We start from the raw sequence: 17,666 nt of genomic DNA, 5'->3' as shown, positions 1-17,666 counted from the left end.
GTTGCTATCATAGATTAAGAGGTGAAAAATATGAACCAGATTACGAAACAATATAAATTACTATATTTCTTGCTTATTTTATTAAGTCTGACAAGTGCTCTTTTAATGACATTCTTCTCTCTCCAATTAGGAAGAATACTTGATAGTATATCTAATTCAAATAGTGGATTACTCTTTCATATCACTATTTGTGTAGGTTCTATTTTACTGTGGTTCTTGATTTCTTCTTCCTATTCCTATCTTAAAAACCAATATGTAAAAAAAGTTATTTTAGATCTAAAAAGGCGTCTCTTATTACATTATTTATCGCGTGAATTTAACCAAATTGACAACCGTAACCATTCAGATTTCTTAAATAATATCACCAAAAACAGTGACCTTGTTCAAGAAAATTTATTAATCCCTAGAATCTCTCTAATCGCAAATTTAGGGAGCCTTATCATGAGTGTGGTTGCTATTATTTATATAGAATGGCGATTAGCATTAGTCTTTCTTTTATTGTCGAGTATAACGGTTTTTCTATCACAAATTCCTGGAAAGTTGATGACTAAAGCAACTAATAATTATTCTCTACAAAATAATCACTATTTATCAAAAATGACAAACTTTATTGATGGTTTTGAACAAATTAAGTTATTAAATATTCAAAGCTGGATCCAAGAGAAAATTCAGGGAATCAGTTTAGAATTTGAAGAGTCCAGAAAAACATATCAATTCTTAAAAGACTTAGCTTCAACTACTGGAATTTTACTAAGTTTTTGCTCTCAACTATCCTGTATGGTCGCTGGTATCTTTTTTGTAAGAAATAACTTACTGACTATTGGATTACTAGTAGCAAGTATTCAATTATTAAACGGTGTTTTTGCTCCATTACAATCTATTCTTTACAATAAAAATTTAATCAGCAGTAGCAAGTCCATTATTGATAATATCCAAGAAAATCTATATGAGACAAATCATGAAATTTTCCATAAAACAAGTACAATTGATTGTGATAACGTTTCGACCATTTCTATTAGCCAATTACATTATGAAATTGAAAATAAAATATTATTTGATCATTTTTCCTATGAATTTAAAAAAGGCAAGCGCTATGCAATTATCGGTGCTTCAGGAGCTGGGAAAACAACTTTAGTAAAATTAATACTAAATTATTATTCCAAAAATCTTTATGATGGGGAAATACAAATCAACGGAAAACAGAATATTGATATTCCCTCAGAGGAGTTATATAAAGATATTGCATTTGTACAAAAAAATGATTTTCTGATTGAAGGCAATATCCTAGAGAATATCAAACTGTCCAGAAACCTTTATTTAACTGAAAAATTAAGAAAAGCCTTAGGATTTAACGAATACTTCCTTAATAAGAGTCTATCTCAATCAGGCAAAAGCATTTCAGAAGGAGAAAAGCAACGAATTGATTTAGCTAGATTTTTAGTCAAACCATATTCTGTATATATCTTTGACGAACCTACAAGCAACCTTGATCCAATAAAAGCCAAAGCAATGATGGACTACATTCTATCCATTAAAGATGCAATTGTTATTGTCATTACTCATGATCAAAATCCAAAAATATTGGAAGAGTTTGATCACGTTATTACCTTATAGATAAATGACCTAGTCTACTAAATGAATGATGTGTTTCTCAAAGTATTCTTTGTAATTTTTGTAGATTGTTTTATTGAAGAGTTCGAAAATTTTTAAAGCTTCTTCGATTTTTAAAAGTGATTTTTGATTATGATAGAATTTCAGTTCCAAATATCCATCTAAATACAGCAAAATAGTTTGTTCAAAAAAATCTGTGGAATCCGCTAATATATTCTTCGTAGCCTGTTTTAAAAATAAAGATTCCTCATATAAGTCGTTCTCAATCATTATAATCAAAGAATTGAGAAGTAGTTGAATGAGAGATTGTCTATTTCTAGGTATAGAACTATACAACTTCCCTTTTTTGAGCGCTTCTTTGGCATATCTAAATAATAAATCTGGAGATAGAACACGACAGCAATTTCCAAGGATGAGCGTTTCGTAATAACCCCAGTTTTCAACAGAAAATAAATAATTTGTAAGATAAGAGGCGTCTTGATGACTCAATTGATGATTCTTATCCATTCCCGAAACAATACTTTCAATGAAAACAGCATTTAATTTATGGTAATGAGAATTTGTCCCATGAAAAAGTTCTATTTCTTTCTCTACCATATCTAGTAATGCTTGAGCATCTTCATTATATGCAGCCTGTTTAACAGAAGCTATTAAGGTATTAAAACCCGAAGGTTGATAATGATTACTGATAAGCAGAAATTCTTCTAGTGTTACTCCTATTCTTTCAAGAAGATACAATAACTTAAAGACAGAAATCTCTGTTTCTCCTAATTCAAATCTAGATATTTGAGATTTTGAAATTTCAGCACCTGCTAATGAAGAAATAGAAATCCCCTTTTCTTCTCTTATTTTCCTATAAGTTTCACCTAAAATCATACTTATCTCCATTCCATATCGAAAAGTTATTAAGGTATAGCAAACACTACTTCCGTTAAGCTTACTCTTGTTTGAGAGTATCATTATTAGTAATTTATAGCAATTATTTTTGATAATTTCAATATATAACTTCTAAAGTTTTAGTCTTTGGATAAAAACTTATTTATATTCTATCATATCTAAAAACCAGTAGAAATGAAAATCATCTTTACTGGTTTTACTGTTAAGTCTTAATTAGATGAAACTTAGTCGGCTTATTTGAACAAGTTGACTTGAAATTAAAACAAATCATCAAATAGACTGAGCTGGTTATCCTCTGGCATATTACCGAGAATGCCCATTTCATCCATCTTTTCAACCAAGGTCGAGGAAAGTCCTCCACGCTTGCGCAACTCAGTTTTAGAGAGGAATTCTCCCTCTTGACGCGCACGCACCAATTGTTTTGCAACGTTCTCTCCTAGTCCATCCATAGCGACAAACGGTGGGATGAGGGTATCTCCATCAATGATAAATTCGGTCGCCTGACTACGATAAAGATCAAGTTTGCCAAACTTGAAGCCACGTTCCCACATCTCATTGACGATCTCAAGTGTTGTGTAAAGATCAATTTCTACATTGGAAGCTTCATTGTTCTTCCGCTTTTCAGCGATTTCTTGCATTCTGCGCTTAATCGCATCCAAGCCTGCACCCATAGTCTTGATATCAAAGGCCTTAGCACGGATGGAGAAGTAAGCACAGTAGTAATAAATCGGATGGTGAACCTTGAAGTAGGCTACGCGAAGGGCCATCATAACGTAGGCTGCCGCATGGGCTTTAGGGAACATGTACTTGATTTTCCCACAAGACTCGATATACCACTCAGGCACATTATTGGCCTTCATGGCTTCGATATAACCATTGCGCTCTTCTTCAGAGATTTTGAGCCACATTCCCTTACGTACACGCTCCATGATGGTAAAGGCCATCTTAGGTTCTAGACCCGCATGCATGAGGTAAACCATGATGTCATCACGACATCCGATAACGGTTGATAGGTCGGCAATTCCTTGTTTAATCAAATCTTGAGCATTTCCCAACCATACGTCAGTACCATGAGATAGACCTGAAAGTTGAAGCAACTCTGCAAAGGTCGTTGGATGGGTTTCATCGACCATCCCACGTACGAAATTGGTTCCAAACTCTGGAATTCCAAGCATACCCGTAGAAGTACCAATCTGCTCAGGAGTTACTCCTAGAACATCTGTTCCCGAGAAGAGGGCCATGACACCAGGATCATCCATAGGAATTTCATTGGGATCAATCCCAGACAAGTCCTGGAGCTTCCGAATCATAGTCGGATCATCATGCCCCAGTACATCGAGTTTGAGGACGTTCTCATCGATATCGTGGAAGTTAAAGTGAGTCGTCTGCCATTCAGCAGTCACATCATCGGCAGGATACTGTACTGGAGTAAAGTCATAGACATCCATATAGTTAGGGATAACTACAATTCCCCCTGGGTGCTGACCGGTCGTCCGCTTGACACCCGCAGCTCCCTGAGCTAGACGCTCAACTTCTGCCTCGCGATAAAATTTACCATAGTCTCGCTCATATCCTTTAACAAATCCATAAGCCGTCTTATCAGCTACTGTACCGACGGTTCCTGCACGAAAGGCATATTCTTCGCCAAATATATCGCGCACATCCAAGTGGGCACTTGGCTGGTCCTCTCCTGAGAAGTTCAAGTCAATATCGGGAACCTTATCTCCATCAAAACCAAGGAAGGTTTCGAAAGGAATATCCTGTCCATTCTTACTGAGCTTGTGACCACAGTTTGGACAGTCTTTATTGGGCATATCAAATCCGGAACCATAGGAACCATCTGTGATAAATTCGCTGTACTGGCACTGACTACAAACATAGTGAGGCGAGAGAGGATTGACCTCTGTAATCCCAATCATGGTCGCAACGAAACTAGATCCAACAGATCCTCGAGAACCAACTAAGTAACCCCGTTCATTAGAACGGTGCACTAGCATTTGCGACGCTAGATAAATCACAGCAAATCCATTCCCCAAGATAGAAGTCAATTCTTTTTCAATCCGTAAATCAACGATATCTGGAAGCGGATTGCCATAGATTTCAAAGGCTTTTTTATAGGTCAACTCAGCAACTGTTTCCTCAGCCTTATCGATAAATGGAGTATAAAGGTCTCCTTTAACCACTTCGATAGGCTCAAAGATTTCTGCCATAGCGTTAGTATTGTCGATGACCAATTTTCGAGCCAGATCTTCACCCAAAAAGGCAAATTCATCGAGCATTTCATTGGTTGTTCTAAAATGAGCCTTTGGTAGCGGAGCTGGTTGAGCGTGTTCTCCATGCCCAATCGTCCGGTTAATCACAGCACCCTGCCCCAGACTTCGGACGATAATCTCGCGATAAATCTCATCTTCTGGTTCGAGATAGTGGACATTTCCTGTAGCCAAAACGGGCTTGCCAAGGCGGTCTCCAACCTCAATCAAATTCTTGATAATAGTTTCTAACTCTGCTAAATCCTTGACTTGTTCCTTGGCAATTAAAGGCGCATAGATTGCAGGAGGCATCACCTCAATAAAGTCATAATACTTAGCTACTTCAACAGCGGCATCAACCCCTTGAGACAATATAGTATCAAAGACTTCACCTTCTGCGCAAGCAGTTCCTAAAATCAGCCCTTCACGATGGGCATCTAGGACCGTCCGAGGAATACGGGGAACCCCTTCAAAATACTGGGTATTTGAAAGAGAAACCAGTTTGAAGATATTTTTTAGGCCAATTTGATTTTTTACATAGATGGTAGCATGTTTGACACGAGCTTTTTTATAAGAATCCGGGCTAATCAGATCAATATTTAATCGAGCCAGATTCGTTACACCATGCTTTTCAGCAACTTCCTTGATAAAGATAAAGAGCAGACGTCCCGTAGCTTCCGCATCGTAGTTGGCCATGTGGTGATGGTCCAAAGCCACACCAAAACGCTTAGTCAAAGGCCCCAAACCATGACGTTTATACTCCGGATAGAGGTTTCTTGCAAATTCAAGCGTATCAATCACAGGCTGAGTGATTTTTGGCAAGCCATGACGTTCATAGTTTGCATTCATAAAACCAACGTCAAAGGTTGCATTGTGTGCAACTAGAACTGTATCTTGGCAAAATTCTTGGAATTCTTGGAGGACCTGTTTCAATGGTTTCGCATTTTTTACATGGTCATCTGTAATCCCAGTTAGTTCTGTCGTGAAAGCAGACAAAGGATGGCCTGGATTGATAAATTCATCAAATTCAGCTATGATATTTCCCTTATACATCTTAGAAGCTGCAACCTGAATCAAGTCATTATAGATTGCTGAAAGTCCTGTCGTTTCCACGTCAAAGACCACGTAAGTTGCTTCAGAAAGATCCATCTCCACTTCGTTATAGACGATAGGGACACGGTCTTCTACGATATTGGCTTCCATCCCATAGATCAACTGGATACCAGCCTTTTTAGCTGCCTTATAGCCATGAGGGAAGGACTGAACATTCCCGTGGTCCGTGATTGCTACCGCCTTATGTCCCCATTTTGCAGCTTTCGCCACGAGTTCTTCGACTTCAGGGAGAGCATCCATGGTGGACATATTGGTATGAGCGTGAAATTCGACCCGTCGTTCTCCCTCTGGCATCAAATCCTTACGTTCGTAATGAACAACTTCCTGCCCATCTTGGACATTCATCGTTAAATCATGCGTATAGTTGTTCACTTCAACATTTCCACGAACACGAAGCCAAGAATTTTTCTTGATTATATCAAATTTCTGGGCTTCTTCTTCATTTTTAAGCCATTTTTGCATCGAAAAACTAGAAGTATAGTCCGTCATCTTGAAGTTAATCAAGACACGACCCGTTCTGGTCACCTTCTGTTCGACATCAAAAACTACTCCTTCAAATACCAGACGATTCTCCTCTGTGTCAACCTCAATCATAGGAGTCACTTCAGCCTTGTCTAATTTTGGTCTCGCAGCAGCCTTCTTGGCTTGAAAATCAAAAACAGGCTTGTCCTCTACAGGAGGGGGAGCCATTTGTTCCAACTGCTCCATGGCACGAAGAGCTTCCTCGTTAGCGGCTTGCACAATCTTTTGATTTTCAGTCTGAAAATTCTCTTGCTCTTCCTGACTCAGATTTTCATTTTTCTCAAGCACACATTTAAAAAACGGGAAACCAAACTTTTCTAACTGCTTGGAAAGGTTGGGCAAATGATTTTTTCGAAAATGATCAGTATCTGCTGCATCCGTTCCTACGATGACTAGTTGCTTATTCTCGTTTCTGACTTCAAAATCTTGGTAAATTGCCCGAAAACTTTGGCTAGAGCATGGACCTTCCGCAAAAGCTTCTTTATAGTAAGCTTGCAAAAGCTCTTTTGAAAACTCCTGATGGCGAGTTTTTATTTCAAAAATTGCCTGATTCCCTGTTTTCGAAAACTCTTCATTCAATCCCTTCTTGAGCTCTAAAAAGATTTCAAAAGGCAAGATATTCTCAAAAACAAAATGAAACTCCCAAACCCTACTCTGTTTATGAACAATAACTTGTTCAATCTCAGCCTGAGAGAATGCTGGATTTTTTCTCATTTCAGCGGGAATTCCCAACTGATTCAATAAAATTTCAAAAGTATTTGACATCCATTTTCCTCACATTATACTGATTCTATTTTACCATATTTAAAGGGATTTTAGCCAATTCTACTGAACAGAAAAAGAAGCCACAAAGTGGCTTCTCTTTAGAGGAAGAATGAATTATTCTTCACCTTTGTTTTTCTTAATAATTTCTTCTTGTACTGACTTAGGTACATCTTCGTAGTGGTCAAATACCATCATGAATGTACCACGTCCTTGTGACGCAGAACGAAGAACTGTTGCGTAACCGAACATTTCAGCAAGTGGAACGTAAGCACGAACGATTTGGCTGTTACCATGTGCTTCCATACCATCTACACGTCCACGACGAGCAGTTACGTGACCCATAACATCACCAAGGTTTTCTTCTGGAACAGTGATGGTTACAAGCATCATTGGTTCAAGGATAGCTGGTTGTGCAGTCTTCGCAGCTTCTTTAAGTGCAAGAGATGCAGCGATCTTGAAGGCAGTTTCAGATGAGTCGACATCGTGGTATGAACCATCGTAAAGCTTAGCTTTAACGTCAACGATTGGATAACCTGCAAGAACACCGTTAGCCATTGCTTCTACAAGACCTTTTTCAACCGCTGGGATAAATTCACGAGGAACCACACCACCGACGATTGCGTTTTCGAATTCGAATCCTTTACCTTCTTCGTTTGGAGTAAATTCAATCCAAACATCACCAAATTGACCTTTACCACCAGATTGGCGTTTGAAGAATCCACGTGCTTGAGTTGCAGCACGGAATGTTTCACGGTAAGATACTTGAGGAGCACCTACGTTTGCTTCCACTTTGAACTCACGACGCATACGGTCAACAAGGACGTCAAGGTGAAGCTCACCCATACCAGAGATAACAGTTTCACCAGTTTCAACGTTTGTTTCAACACGGAATGTTGGATCTTCTTCAGCCAATTTTTGAAGGGCGATACCCATCTTGTCTTGGTCAGCTTTAGATTTTGGTTCAACCATCAATTGGATAACTGGTTCTGGAACGTTGATTGATTCAAGGATGATTTTCGCTTTTTCATCAGTCAATGAGTCACCAGTTGTTGTATCTTTCAAACCAACAGCTGCAGCGATATCACCAGCGTAAACTGTTTCGATTTCTTTACGAGTGTTGGCGTGCATTTGAAGGATACGTCCGATACGTTCACGTTTACCTTTAGAAGTGTTCAATACGTATGAACCTGATTGAAGAACACCTGAGTAAACACGGAAGAATGTCAAACGACCTACGAATGGGTCAGTCATGATCTTAAAGGCAAGCGCTGCAAATGGCTCGTCATCAGATGCTGGACGATCTTCCTCTTCTTCTGTATCAGGGTTGATACCTTTAATCGCAGGGATGTCAAGTGGGCTTGGAAGGTAGTCAAGGACTGCATCCAACATCAATTGAACCCCTTTGTTCTTGAAGGCAGATCCACACAATACTGGGAAGAATTCAACGTTGATTGTCGCTTTACGGATACCAGCTTTCAATTCTTCATTAGTGATTTCTTCACCTTCAAGGTATTTCATCATCAAATCTTCATCAGTTTCAGCTACTGCTTCAACCAATTTTTCACGGTATTCTTGAGCTTGGTCAAGGTATTCAGCTGGAATATCTTCTTCAAGAATATCTGTACCAAGGTCGTTGGTATAGATTTCAGCTTTCATCTTGATCAAGTCAATGATTCCACGGAAGTCATCTTCAGCACCGATTGGCAATTGAATTGGGTGAGCGTTTGCTTGAAGACGGTCATGAAGTGTGCTTACTGAGTAAAGGAAGTCAGCACCGATTTTATCCATCTTGTTGGCAAATACGATACGTGGAACTCCGTATTCAGTTGCTTGACGCCAAACTGTTTCTGTTTGAGGTTCTACACCTGATTGAGAGTCAAGAACGGTAACAGCACCGTCCAATACACGAAGAGAACGTTGTACTTCGATAGTGAAGTCCACGTGTCCTGGTGTGTCGATGATATTTACACGAGTGTCTTTCCATTGAGCTGTTGTTGCAGCAGATGTGATCGTGATACCACGTTCTTGTTCTTGCTCCATCCAGTCCATTTGTGACGCACCTTCGTGAGTTTCACCGATTTTGTGAATCTTACCAGTGTAGTAAAGGATACGCTCAGTTGTAGTTGTTTTACCAGCATCGACGTGAGCCATGATACCGATATTACGAGTTTTTTCAAGTGAAAATTCGCGTGCCATGAGGTTTGTTTCTCCTATATTTTTTATTTCTATTCTATTATAACACGATTTCAATAAAAACGGATAGGCAGGACCCACCCGTTCTCAGTGTTTATCTTGTTTTTGTTGGTTTTAACTTGTAGATGAGTTGAATTGAACTCGGGCTAAAAGCTCAAGTTAACTGATTTGAACCCGAGCTAAAGTTAATTAGCCAATTTGAGCCGGAACGGGATGCTGTGTGAAAAAGATAAACTTCCTTGTATTCGTCGAATACTGCGTCAGTTTCCTATTTTCACTTTGCATCCTTACCGTTCCTAGCATCATGATTAGTTGAGCTCAAGCTAAAAGTCTGGAGAAAAAGATGAATCTCATTGGTTGCAATCGCAACCTGCTTCGATTCCCTATTTTCTCTTGGACTTTCTTAACGCTTTCGCATCCTATCTTACCAACGGAAGTGTGCGAAGGCACGGTTAGCTTCAGCCATACGGTGAGTGTCTTCACGTTTCTTAACTGCTGCACCAGTGTTGTTAGCAGCATCCAAGATTTCTTTTGCAAGACGGTCTTGCATTGTGTGTTCACCACGAAGGCGAGCGATTGTTACCAACCAACGAAGTCCAAGAGTTGTACGACGTTCTGGACGAACTTCAACTGGGACTTGGTAGTTAGAACCACCGACACGGCGTGCACGTACTTCAAGTACAGGCATGATGTTTTCCATAGCTGTTTCGAATACTTCAAGTGCGTCGTTTCCAGTAGCTTCTTTGATTTGTTCAAAGGCACCGTAGACGATTGAAGCAGCTGTACCACGTTTACCATCAAGCATAACGCGGTTGATAAGACGAGTAACTAATTGTGAATTGTAAAGCGGATCTGGCAATACATCGCGTTTAGGCGCACGGTTTTTACGACTCATTTCTCTTTATCCCCTTTCCTTATGCTTTTGGTTTTTTAGTACCGTATTTAGAACGGCCTTGTTTACGATCGTTTACACCTGCAGTATCAAGTGCTCCACGGACGATATGGTAACGTACCCCTGGAAGGTCTTTTACACGTCCACCACGAAGAAGAACCACGCTGTGTTCTTGCAAGTTGTGTCCGATACCTGGGATATAAGCAGTCACTTCGATAAGGTTGCTCAAACGTACACGAGCGAATTTACGAAGGGCTGAGTTAGGTTTCTTAGGTGTCATTGTTCCAACACGAGTTGCAACACCACGTTTTTGTGGTGAAGAAACGTTTGTTTGAACTTTTTTATGACTGTTGTAACCAACGTTCAAAGCTGGTGATTTAGATTTTTCTACTTTTGATTTACGCGATTTGCGAACCAATTGGTTAATTGTAGGCATCTACATTCTCCTGTGTTTTTTTATTTTTGGTGATGATACACTTGGTGACAGCTATCATCTGCGTGTACTTTTGCAACATTTGTCAGCACGTCCCTGTACACTCTTGAGAGACCAAAAGTAAAAAGTACCGTCTAGTATTGTACCACGTTTTTCCTATCTTTGTCAATACATTTCTTCTTATTTTTCTACTTCCGTTACTTTAATAATCTCTCATATTCAACTCCTCATTATTGACTCCAGTATTGTATGGACTAATTTGGTAATTTAGTCTTCTACATGCTCTACAACATCCGATCTTGTCCACAAAGTTTTGACAAAAAGATATCACTATACAAAAACATATAAACTTTAGTTTGTACTAGATGTCTACTCATATTTTTCATGCTACTATTTCTTAATTAAATTCTATCAAGTAAGACATTCTACTTCGATAAGTCGACGACCGTTTAAAAAATTACCCTTTTTATCCATTCCTGCTTATATCTCAAAATCTTGTCTGTTTTATGTACTCATTTTCATTATGAAAAGTAGCAAGTGGAACATACGATCAATTTACATTTGAAATAGTCACAGAATATATGGGAATCTTCATCTTTCTAACTAGCACAATATCATAGCAACCAATACAAAAAAATGAGGGACGAAATTCGTTCCCTCATTAATGTCATTTCATTACTAATAATCAGTTACAACTCTTATTTATCAGTAAATTTGCGTTTGATGATAATTGCGCCTGACAAGATTACTACACCTGCAAATACAAGTGCTGCTCCAGTAGCTTCACCTGTAAACGGAAGACCTGGTTCGTCTTCAGTTGTAGATGTTGAACCAGGATTTTCTGGTTCACCAGGTGTTGTAGTTGTGGTTGCTTTTGGAGTTACATTTGTTGACTCTGTTGTTGTAGTTGTTGTCGTAGTTGTTGTTGGAGCTGCAGTTGTTGAGCCTGTTGTTGACTCTGTTGTTGTAGTCGCTGCAGTTGTTGAAGCTGTCGTTGACTCTGTTGTTGTAGTTGCTGCAGTTGTTGAGCCTGTTGTTGACTCTGTTGTTGACTCTGTTGTTGTAGTTGCTGCAGTTGTTGAGCCTGTCGTTGACTCTGTTGTTGTAGTTGCTGCAGTTGTTGAGCCTGTTGTTGACTCTGTTGTTGTAGTCGCTGCAGTTGTTGAAGCCGTTGTTGACTCTGTTGTTGTAGTTGCTGCAGTTGTTGAGCCTGTTGTTGTAGTTGCTGCAGTTGTTGAGCCTGTCGTTGACTCTGTTGTTGTAGTCGCTGCAGTTGTTGAAGCCGTTGTTGACTCTGTTGTTGTAGTTGCTGCAGTTGTTGAAGCCGTTGTTGACTCTGTTGTTGTAGTTGCTGCAGTTGTTGAGGCTGTCGTTGTACTTGTTGTAGTTGGAGCTGCAGTCGTTGTTGTAGTTGTTGTCGTAGTTGTTGTTGGTTTATTTGAAGTGTTTACAACTTTGATAACATTAGAACCATTGATTGGTTCAACTTTTGAAGTATAACCATCAGGTGTATTCGTTTCTACTACAGAATAAACGATTGGTTGTCCATCTTTAATACCTGGCAATTTAGAAAACTCAGCTGACCAACCTGAAGCCTTGGTTAATGTCTTAGTCATACCTTCCAATTTTTGACCATTGGCCATCAATTGAACAGTGATGTCTTTACGATCTGCTTCGCTATCGCCAACCCATTCTTTTTCAACAGTTACGGTTTTATCCCCTGTTACCCAGAACTTCAATTCTGTATTGTTCCAGAATGCTGGATCTGTTTGTGGTGTTGTAATTTCATCAGCTTTCAAAGTAGCGTTGTTATCAACACGGATAGTTGTTTTTGGAATCAATGTTTGGTATTCAACGATAATTTCATCGCTATTTGCTGTTTTGAATACATCACTAACATCAGATAAGTTTACAGTGAATCCATTGCCATCTGCATCGAATTTCACATGTTTCCAGAAATCCCAACCTGAAGCAACTACTTGTCCACCTTTTCTAAGTGTGAATGATGGTTTCAAGTAAGTTCCTACAAAGAATTCATTTGCCGCATGGTTAGCAGCTGGAGCAAAAGTGATTTTAGAGTAATCTACAGCTGGAGCTTGAATTTTGTCTGATACAACTGGATTAGTGAGGGCTTGTTTTTTACCATCTCCGTTGATACGGATGAACCATTTTGTAAGATAGTAGTCACTTCCGACTTTCATCCATGCATAGTTTTCAGATGCGTCTAATTTGAATTCCTTAGCTACATAGTCACCAGTAAGGTTATATTTATTTAAAACAGATTCAAATACACCAGGTCCATCAGGACGAGTAATGATGACTGATTCAGAACCTACTTTTGAAGTAGCTGTTTTGTTACCAGGATTTCCTGGTGTGCTATCCCACACTGCACGGAATTGGAATCCACCCTTAACGTTTTCGTTCATTGACTCGATTGCTTTTTTGAATGTAAAAGTAATCTTTTTGTTGGTCATCGTAATCGTAGCTACTTCAGCACCATTGGCTTGTAGTGATTGCGTTGCGAGTTCAGTGATATTGACACCTTCAGGAGCGTCAATGGTGAAAGTATCCCCATCTTTAACAGATTTACCTGTCAAGTCCCAATCAAAAGAAAATGTAACTTTTTGACCAGATGTATCTGCTTTGAGGTTTGTAATGGTTGGTGTAACAGTTGCTGCTGACACTGGGTTAATAATGGATAAACCGAGGACAGCTACTCCAACCATCGCTAGTAGTACAACTAGCTTTTTGTAGAAAGATTTCATTTTTCCCCTAGTCCTTTCTTTCATAAAATCTTTTTATCCGTTTTAAACGCCCAAAACCGTTGCCCTATATAATTTAAAAATACATACAGTCCCATTCCGATGAAAAGCGCAATATTCCCTTGCCATTTTTCTCCCGCTCCTTGGAAAATAAACATGGCAATAGGCTTTGCAACTCCGTAAGCTATCAAATAACATGCGGTTAAGTTGATAGTGAAACGAACAACGGACTTTCTACTAGTTTCTTTTACAGCAAATGTATATTTTTTGTTTAGGAAATAGCTAAGAATTCCTCCACAAATATAGTTCATTGCTGAAGAAAACCAATAGTCTAACTGTAGTATATTAAAACAGAAAAACATAATGGCCGTTCCAAACACGGTATTAATAATACCAACGACAATAAATTTTAAGAAAGTTTTATCGAACAGTTTTGCAAACAAATTTTTCAATCCAGCCCCCAAAAATTTACTATCACTTCATTATACAACATTTTTAAAAAAGTGCAACATATCTTAGTACTTTTTAGCTCTTTTTTACTAGATTTATTACTACATGATGTATCACTTAAAGATATAGATGGAAACTTACATTTTTATGAGTGTTCTACCCTAACTCCAACCACATAGACCCTCTTTTCTACCATATAGTCAAATCACCTTGTAATTGTTAAAAAAATGGTGTTTAATAGATTTGTAAGTAAGAGATCTCTATTACAACTCTATAAAGGAGAAATTATGAAAGTCAAACTCGACATTGATCAGCAATACACCGAAGAGCAAATCATCATAGAGGCACCGACCTTGTCCCCTAGAGTTCAAAAGGTTCAGGACTTTGTACAAAATCTTGAACAAAAAGAAACTCTTAAAGGAAAATTCCAAGACCAGGTCTACTTGATTCAGATTAGCAAGATTCAGCGTGTATACATTGAAAATCGTAAGGTTCTGGCCGAAACGGATAGCCAAACCTATACACTTGACATTCGTCTCTACCAAGCAAGTGAAATTCTACCTGCTTCCTTTATCCAAATTTCCCAATCTGAAATTGTCAATATTGATGCGATCAGTCATCTAAAACTAACCTCTAACGGCTTGATTGAAATCTATCTTAAAAATGACAGTTTCACCTACTCATCTCGCCGTTACCTCAAAGCTATTAAGGAGAAATTAGAACTATGAAAAAACAAGTATTTCACGATGCCACAACTGGTATCCTCATCGGCCTCATCCTATCTATTATCTTTTCGTTTATCCACTCACCAAGTAACTACGCACCTCTCAGCCCCAACTCTTTAATTGGACAATTCATGACCCAACATCAGGTGCATGGATCACTCGTCTTACTTTACTGTCTGCTTATCTGGGCAGCGATTGGTATCCTCTTTAGTTTCGGCGGTCGTCTCTTCGCCCAAGACTGGAGTCTCCTTAGAGCTACAGTCACTCATTTTTTCCTTATGTTGCTAGGCTTTGTCCCTCTAGCAATCCTAGCAGGCTGGTTCCCTCTTCACTGGACTTTCATCCTTCAGCTCATCCCAGAATTTGCCATCGTCTACCTCATCATCTGGGTTGTTCTCTATAAAAGAGAATCAAAGAAGGTTGCCCACATCAACCAATTATTGGCTCAGAAAAAATAAGACCTAAAAACCCACTCACAAAACGGAGTGGGTTTTTGACTTATAATTTTTGTTTCAGCTCTAACAAGAGATTCATGGCTTGCATAGGTGTCATATTGTACACATCTACTTCAGCCAATTCTGCTAGGATAGGATTTTCTTCCTTTTCATCAAAGAGAGACATTTGCTCATTGACAACATTCCTTTGATTGATAGAAATTGGATTTTCCTGACCTTGGCTCTCTAGTTGAGTTAGAATCGCATCCGCTCTTTTTAGCAAGTCTGCTGGCAATCCTGCAATCTTAGCAACGTGAATACCGTACGATTTGTCTGCTGGACCTGGTTCAATCTTGTGAAGGAAGGTAACCTGTCCATTTTGCTCAAGCGTAGCCACGTGAACATTTACTAGATGTTCAAGACTAGCCTCAAGACTTGTCAATTCATGGTAGTGAGTCGCAAAGAGCGTCTTAGCTCCAATATGCTCATGAATGTACTCGATGATAGACTGGGCTAAAGCCATCCCATCATAAGTTGCTGTCCCCCGACCAAGTTCATCAAAGAGAATGAGAGAATTCTTGGTCGCATGAGAAATGGCATTATTAGCTTCCATCATCTCTACCATAAAGGTAGACTGGCCTGAAACCAAGTCATCTGCTGCACCGATACGGGTAAAAATTGCATCAAAGATTGGCAAGTAAGCACTTTCTGCCGGAACATAGGAACCCATTTGTGCCATGACTGCTGTTATCGCCAACTGGCGCATATAGGTTGACTTCCCGCTCATATTAGGCCCTGTGATCAGCTGGATACTGGTTTCTTCATCCATTTGGATACTATTAGGGATATAGGTTTGAGCTCCCATGACCTTTTCGACGACAGCATGACGACCTTTTTGAATATCAATTTTAGAGTCTTGACCAAACTCTGGGCGAATCAAATGCTGATTTTCAGCTACAACTGCTAGTCCTTGCAAGACATCAACTGTCGCAATGCCTTGTGCTAAAGGTTGCAGGCGTTGGATATACTTGCCAACCTCCTCACGGATACGCATAAAGATTTCGTACTCTAGGTTTGCTGATTTCTCACGCGCCTCTAACATTTCTCCCTCTATGTGCGCCAACTCTTCTGTTCCAAAACGCTCAGAGTTTTTCAGCGTAGCCTTACGGAAAAAGTGGGCTGGAACATTACCTAGCTGCGAATTGGTCACATGGAAATAGTAGCCATCTTTCTTATTGTAATCAATCTTGAGAGTATGGATGCCAGAGTTTTCTCTTTCCTTTGCCTCAATCTCAGCAATCCAGCCTGTCCCTTCTCTGAGAACACGACGGTATTTATCCAAGGTCTCATCAAAACCAGTTCGAATAATTCCTCCCTCTGTAATCACATGAGGAGCCTCAGGGGCAATAGCAGCACTTATCAGGCTTTCCAACTCAGGAATAGCATCCAGTTGTTCAATCAGATAAGCGAGGGCTGGTTGCTCTATTCCCTCCAAGATTGCGCGAATTCGTGGAACACTTCCTAAGGTAGTCGCTAATTGCAAGAGGTCTTTGGGATTGCTTTTCCCAAAAGAAACACGACTGGCTAGACGCTCAATATCGTATACTCCCTTAAGACTTTCCGTTAGATCGCTTCGCTCAAAGAAATAGTCCAGAAAGACTTGCACAACTTCCTGACGTTCTAAGATACGGTCCTTATCAATCAAGGGGCGTTGAATCCAAGAACGCAAGAGTCTCATACCCATAGCAGTCTTAGTTTCGTCTAGCAACCAGAAAAGACTGCCTTGTTTCTTGCCGGAGCGAGCATTTTCAACCAAATCCAAACTGGTCTTGGTTGCATAATCCATCTGCAAGAAATCTTTGATTTCATAACGGATAACAGGTTTTAAGTGATTCAACTCTCTCATCTGCGTCCGATGAACATACTGGAGAAGTTTACCACTGGCAGCTTTTTCAATGGGCGCTAATCCTGAATCTAACAGATGCACATCTTCACCTATCTCTTGTTCATAGGAAAGCACTAGATTCATTTGACGGCTGAGAATCTGTTCCTCTGCTTCGGATAAGTCGTAGCCAACCACTACTTCTCTAGCCTTGAGATTGCGGATTTCACCACAGACTAGAGAAAAATCTGATATCCCCGTTACATAAAAATCTCCTGTAACCAGATCCATGTAGGCTAAACCATATTGGGAACCATCACAATCAATGGCTACCAAAAAGTTGTTTTGACTATCTGGCTTGCTGCTATCAACAACTGTCCCTGGTGTAATAACCTGGACAACCTCACGTTTGACAACACCAACAGCCTGTTTAGGGTCTTCCATCTGTTCAGCGATGGCAACCTTGTAACCACGTTCCACTAAAGCATCGATATACTGTTGGGCAGAGTGGTAGGGAACTCCAGCCATGGGAATAGGATTTTCGGCATTTTTATTGCGACTGGTCAGTGAGATTTCTAGTATCTGTGCAGCATTGACTGCATCTTCATAAAATAACTCATAAAAATCACCCATACGAAAGAGCAAAAAAGCATCTGGATATTGTTTTTTGATATCCACATACTGTTGCATACCCGGTGATAATTTCTCAGTAGTCATTTACCTTCTCCTTGTAAAAAC

At 39.5% G+C, this 17,666-nt stretch carries 11 protein-coding genes; 3 read left to right on the top strand and 8 right to left on the bottom strand.

Annotated features, from left to right (window positions below; all coding sequences use genetic code 11):
* The first annotated feature begins 30 nt into the window (after positions 1-30).
* The gene (locus HMPREF9180_RS09205) at positions 31-1,614 is read left to right on the top strand and encodes an ATP-binding cassette domain-containing protein (RefSeq protein WP_006146272.1); all 1,584 of its coding nucleotides are present in this window, start codon (positions 31-33) and stop codon (positions 1,612-1,614) included.
* Between the two features lie 9 nt (positions 1,615-1,623).
* Here HMPREF9180_RS09205 and HMPREF9180_RS09200 read toward each other — a convergent pair whose 3' ends face one another.
* The 7 genes from HMPREF9180_RS09200 to HMPREF9180_RS09170 form a co-directional block, all read right to left on the bottom strand.
* A complete protein-coding gene (locus tag HMPREF9180_RS09200) occupies positions 1,624-2,487 on the bottom strand; it encodes a helix-turn-helix domain-containing protein (RefSeq protein WP_025168771.1) in 864 nt (287 codons plus the stop codon).
* Between the two features lie 278 nt (positions 2,488-2,765).
* Positions 2,766-7,157, bottom strand: a complete 4,392-nt coding sequence (locus HMPREF9180_RS09195) for a PolC-type DNA polymerase III (protein ID WP_006146270.1) — start codon at positions 7,155-7,157, stop codon at positions 2,766-2,768.
* A 114-nt stretch (positions 7,158-7,271) separates the two neighbouring features.
* A complete protein-coding gene (fusA, locus tag HMPREF9180_RS09190; RefSeq protein ID WP_025168770.1) occupies positions 7,272-9,353 on the bottom strand; it encodes an elongation factor G in 2,082 nt (693 codons plus the stop codon).
* A gap of 421 nt (positions 9,354-9,774) precedes the next feature.
* The gene (gene rpsG / locus HMPREF9180_RS09185; RefSeq protein WP_000087873.1) at positions 9,775-10,245 is read right to left on the bottom strand and encodes a 30S ribosomal protein S7; all 471 of its coding nucleotides are present in this window, start codon (positions 10,243-10,245) and stop codon (positions 9,775-9,777) included.
* Positions 10,246-10,264: 19 nt separating this feature from the next.
* A complete protein-coding gene (gene rpsL / locus HMPREF9180_RS09180) occupies positions 10,265-10,678 on the bottom strand; it encodes a 30S ribosomal protein S12 (RefSeq protein WP_006146267.1) in 414 nt (137 codons plus the stop codon).
* A 695-nt stretch (positions 10,679-11,373) separates the two neighbouring features.
* Positions 11,374-13,440: an Ig-like domain-containing protein gene (locus tag HMPREF9180_RS10390; RefSeq protein ID WP_006146265.1), complete on the bottom strand. Its 2,067-nt coding sequence runs from the start codon at positions 13,438-13,440 to the stop codon at positions 11,374-11,376.
* Between the two features lie 20 nt (positions 13,441-13,460).
* Positions 13,461-13,889: a GtrA family protein gene (locus HMPREF9180_RS09170; RefSeq protein WP_025168769.1), complete on the bottom strand. Its 429-nt coding sequence runs from the start codon at positions 13,887-13,889 to the stop codon at positions 13,461-13,463.
* Positions 13,890-14,174: 285 nt separating this feature from the next.
* Between HMPREF9180_RS09170 and HMPREF9180_RS09165 the strand changes: the two genes are divergently transcribed.
* Together HMPREF9180_RS09165 and HMPREF9180_RS09160 are read left to right on the top strand one after the other, a co-directional pair.
* Positions 14,175-14,615 (top strand): LytTR family DNA-binding domain-containing protein, encoded by a 441-nt coding sequence (locus HMPREF9180_RS09165; protein ID WP_025168768.1) that lies wholly within the window; start codon positions 14,175-14,177, stop codon positions 14,613-14,615.
* Entirely contained in the window at positions 14,612-15,070 is a 459-nt protein-coding gene (locus tag HMPREF9180_RS09160; RefSeq protein WP_006146262.1) for a DUF3021 domain-containing protein, read from the top strand. Before HMPREF9180_RS09165 ends, HMPREF9180_RS09160 begins: the two co-directional genes overlap by 4 nt.
* A 40-nt stretch (positions 15,071-15,110) precedes the next feature.
* Here the strand turns inward: HMPREF9180_RS09160 and mutS are convergent, their stop codons facing one another.
* The gene (gene mutS / locus HMPREF9180_RS09155) at positions 15,111-17,645 is read right to left on the bottom strand and encodes a DNA mismatch repair protein MutS (protein WP_006146261.1); all 2,535 of its coding nucleotides are present in this window, start codon (positions 17,643-17,645) and stop codon (positions 15,111-15,113) included.
* Positions 17,646-17,666: the final 21 nt, after the last annotated feature.

Source organism: Streptococcus peroris ATCC 700780, from assembly GCF_000187585.1.
Classification (GTDB): domain Bacteria; phylum Bacillota; class Bacilli; order Lactobacillales; family Streptococcaceae; genus Streptococcus; species Streptococcus peroris.
This window is presented reverse-complemented; position numbering and strand designations above follow the sequence as displayed.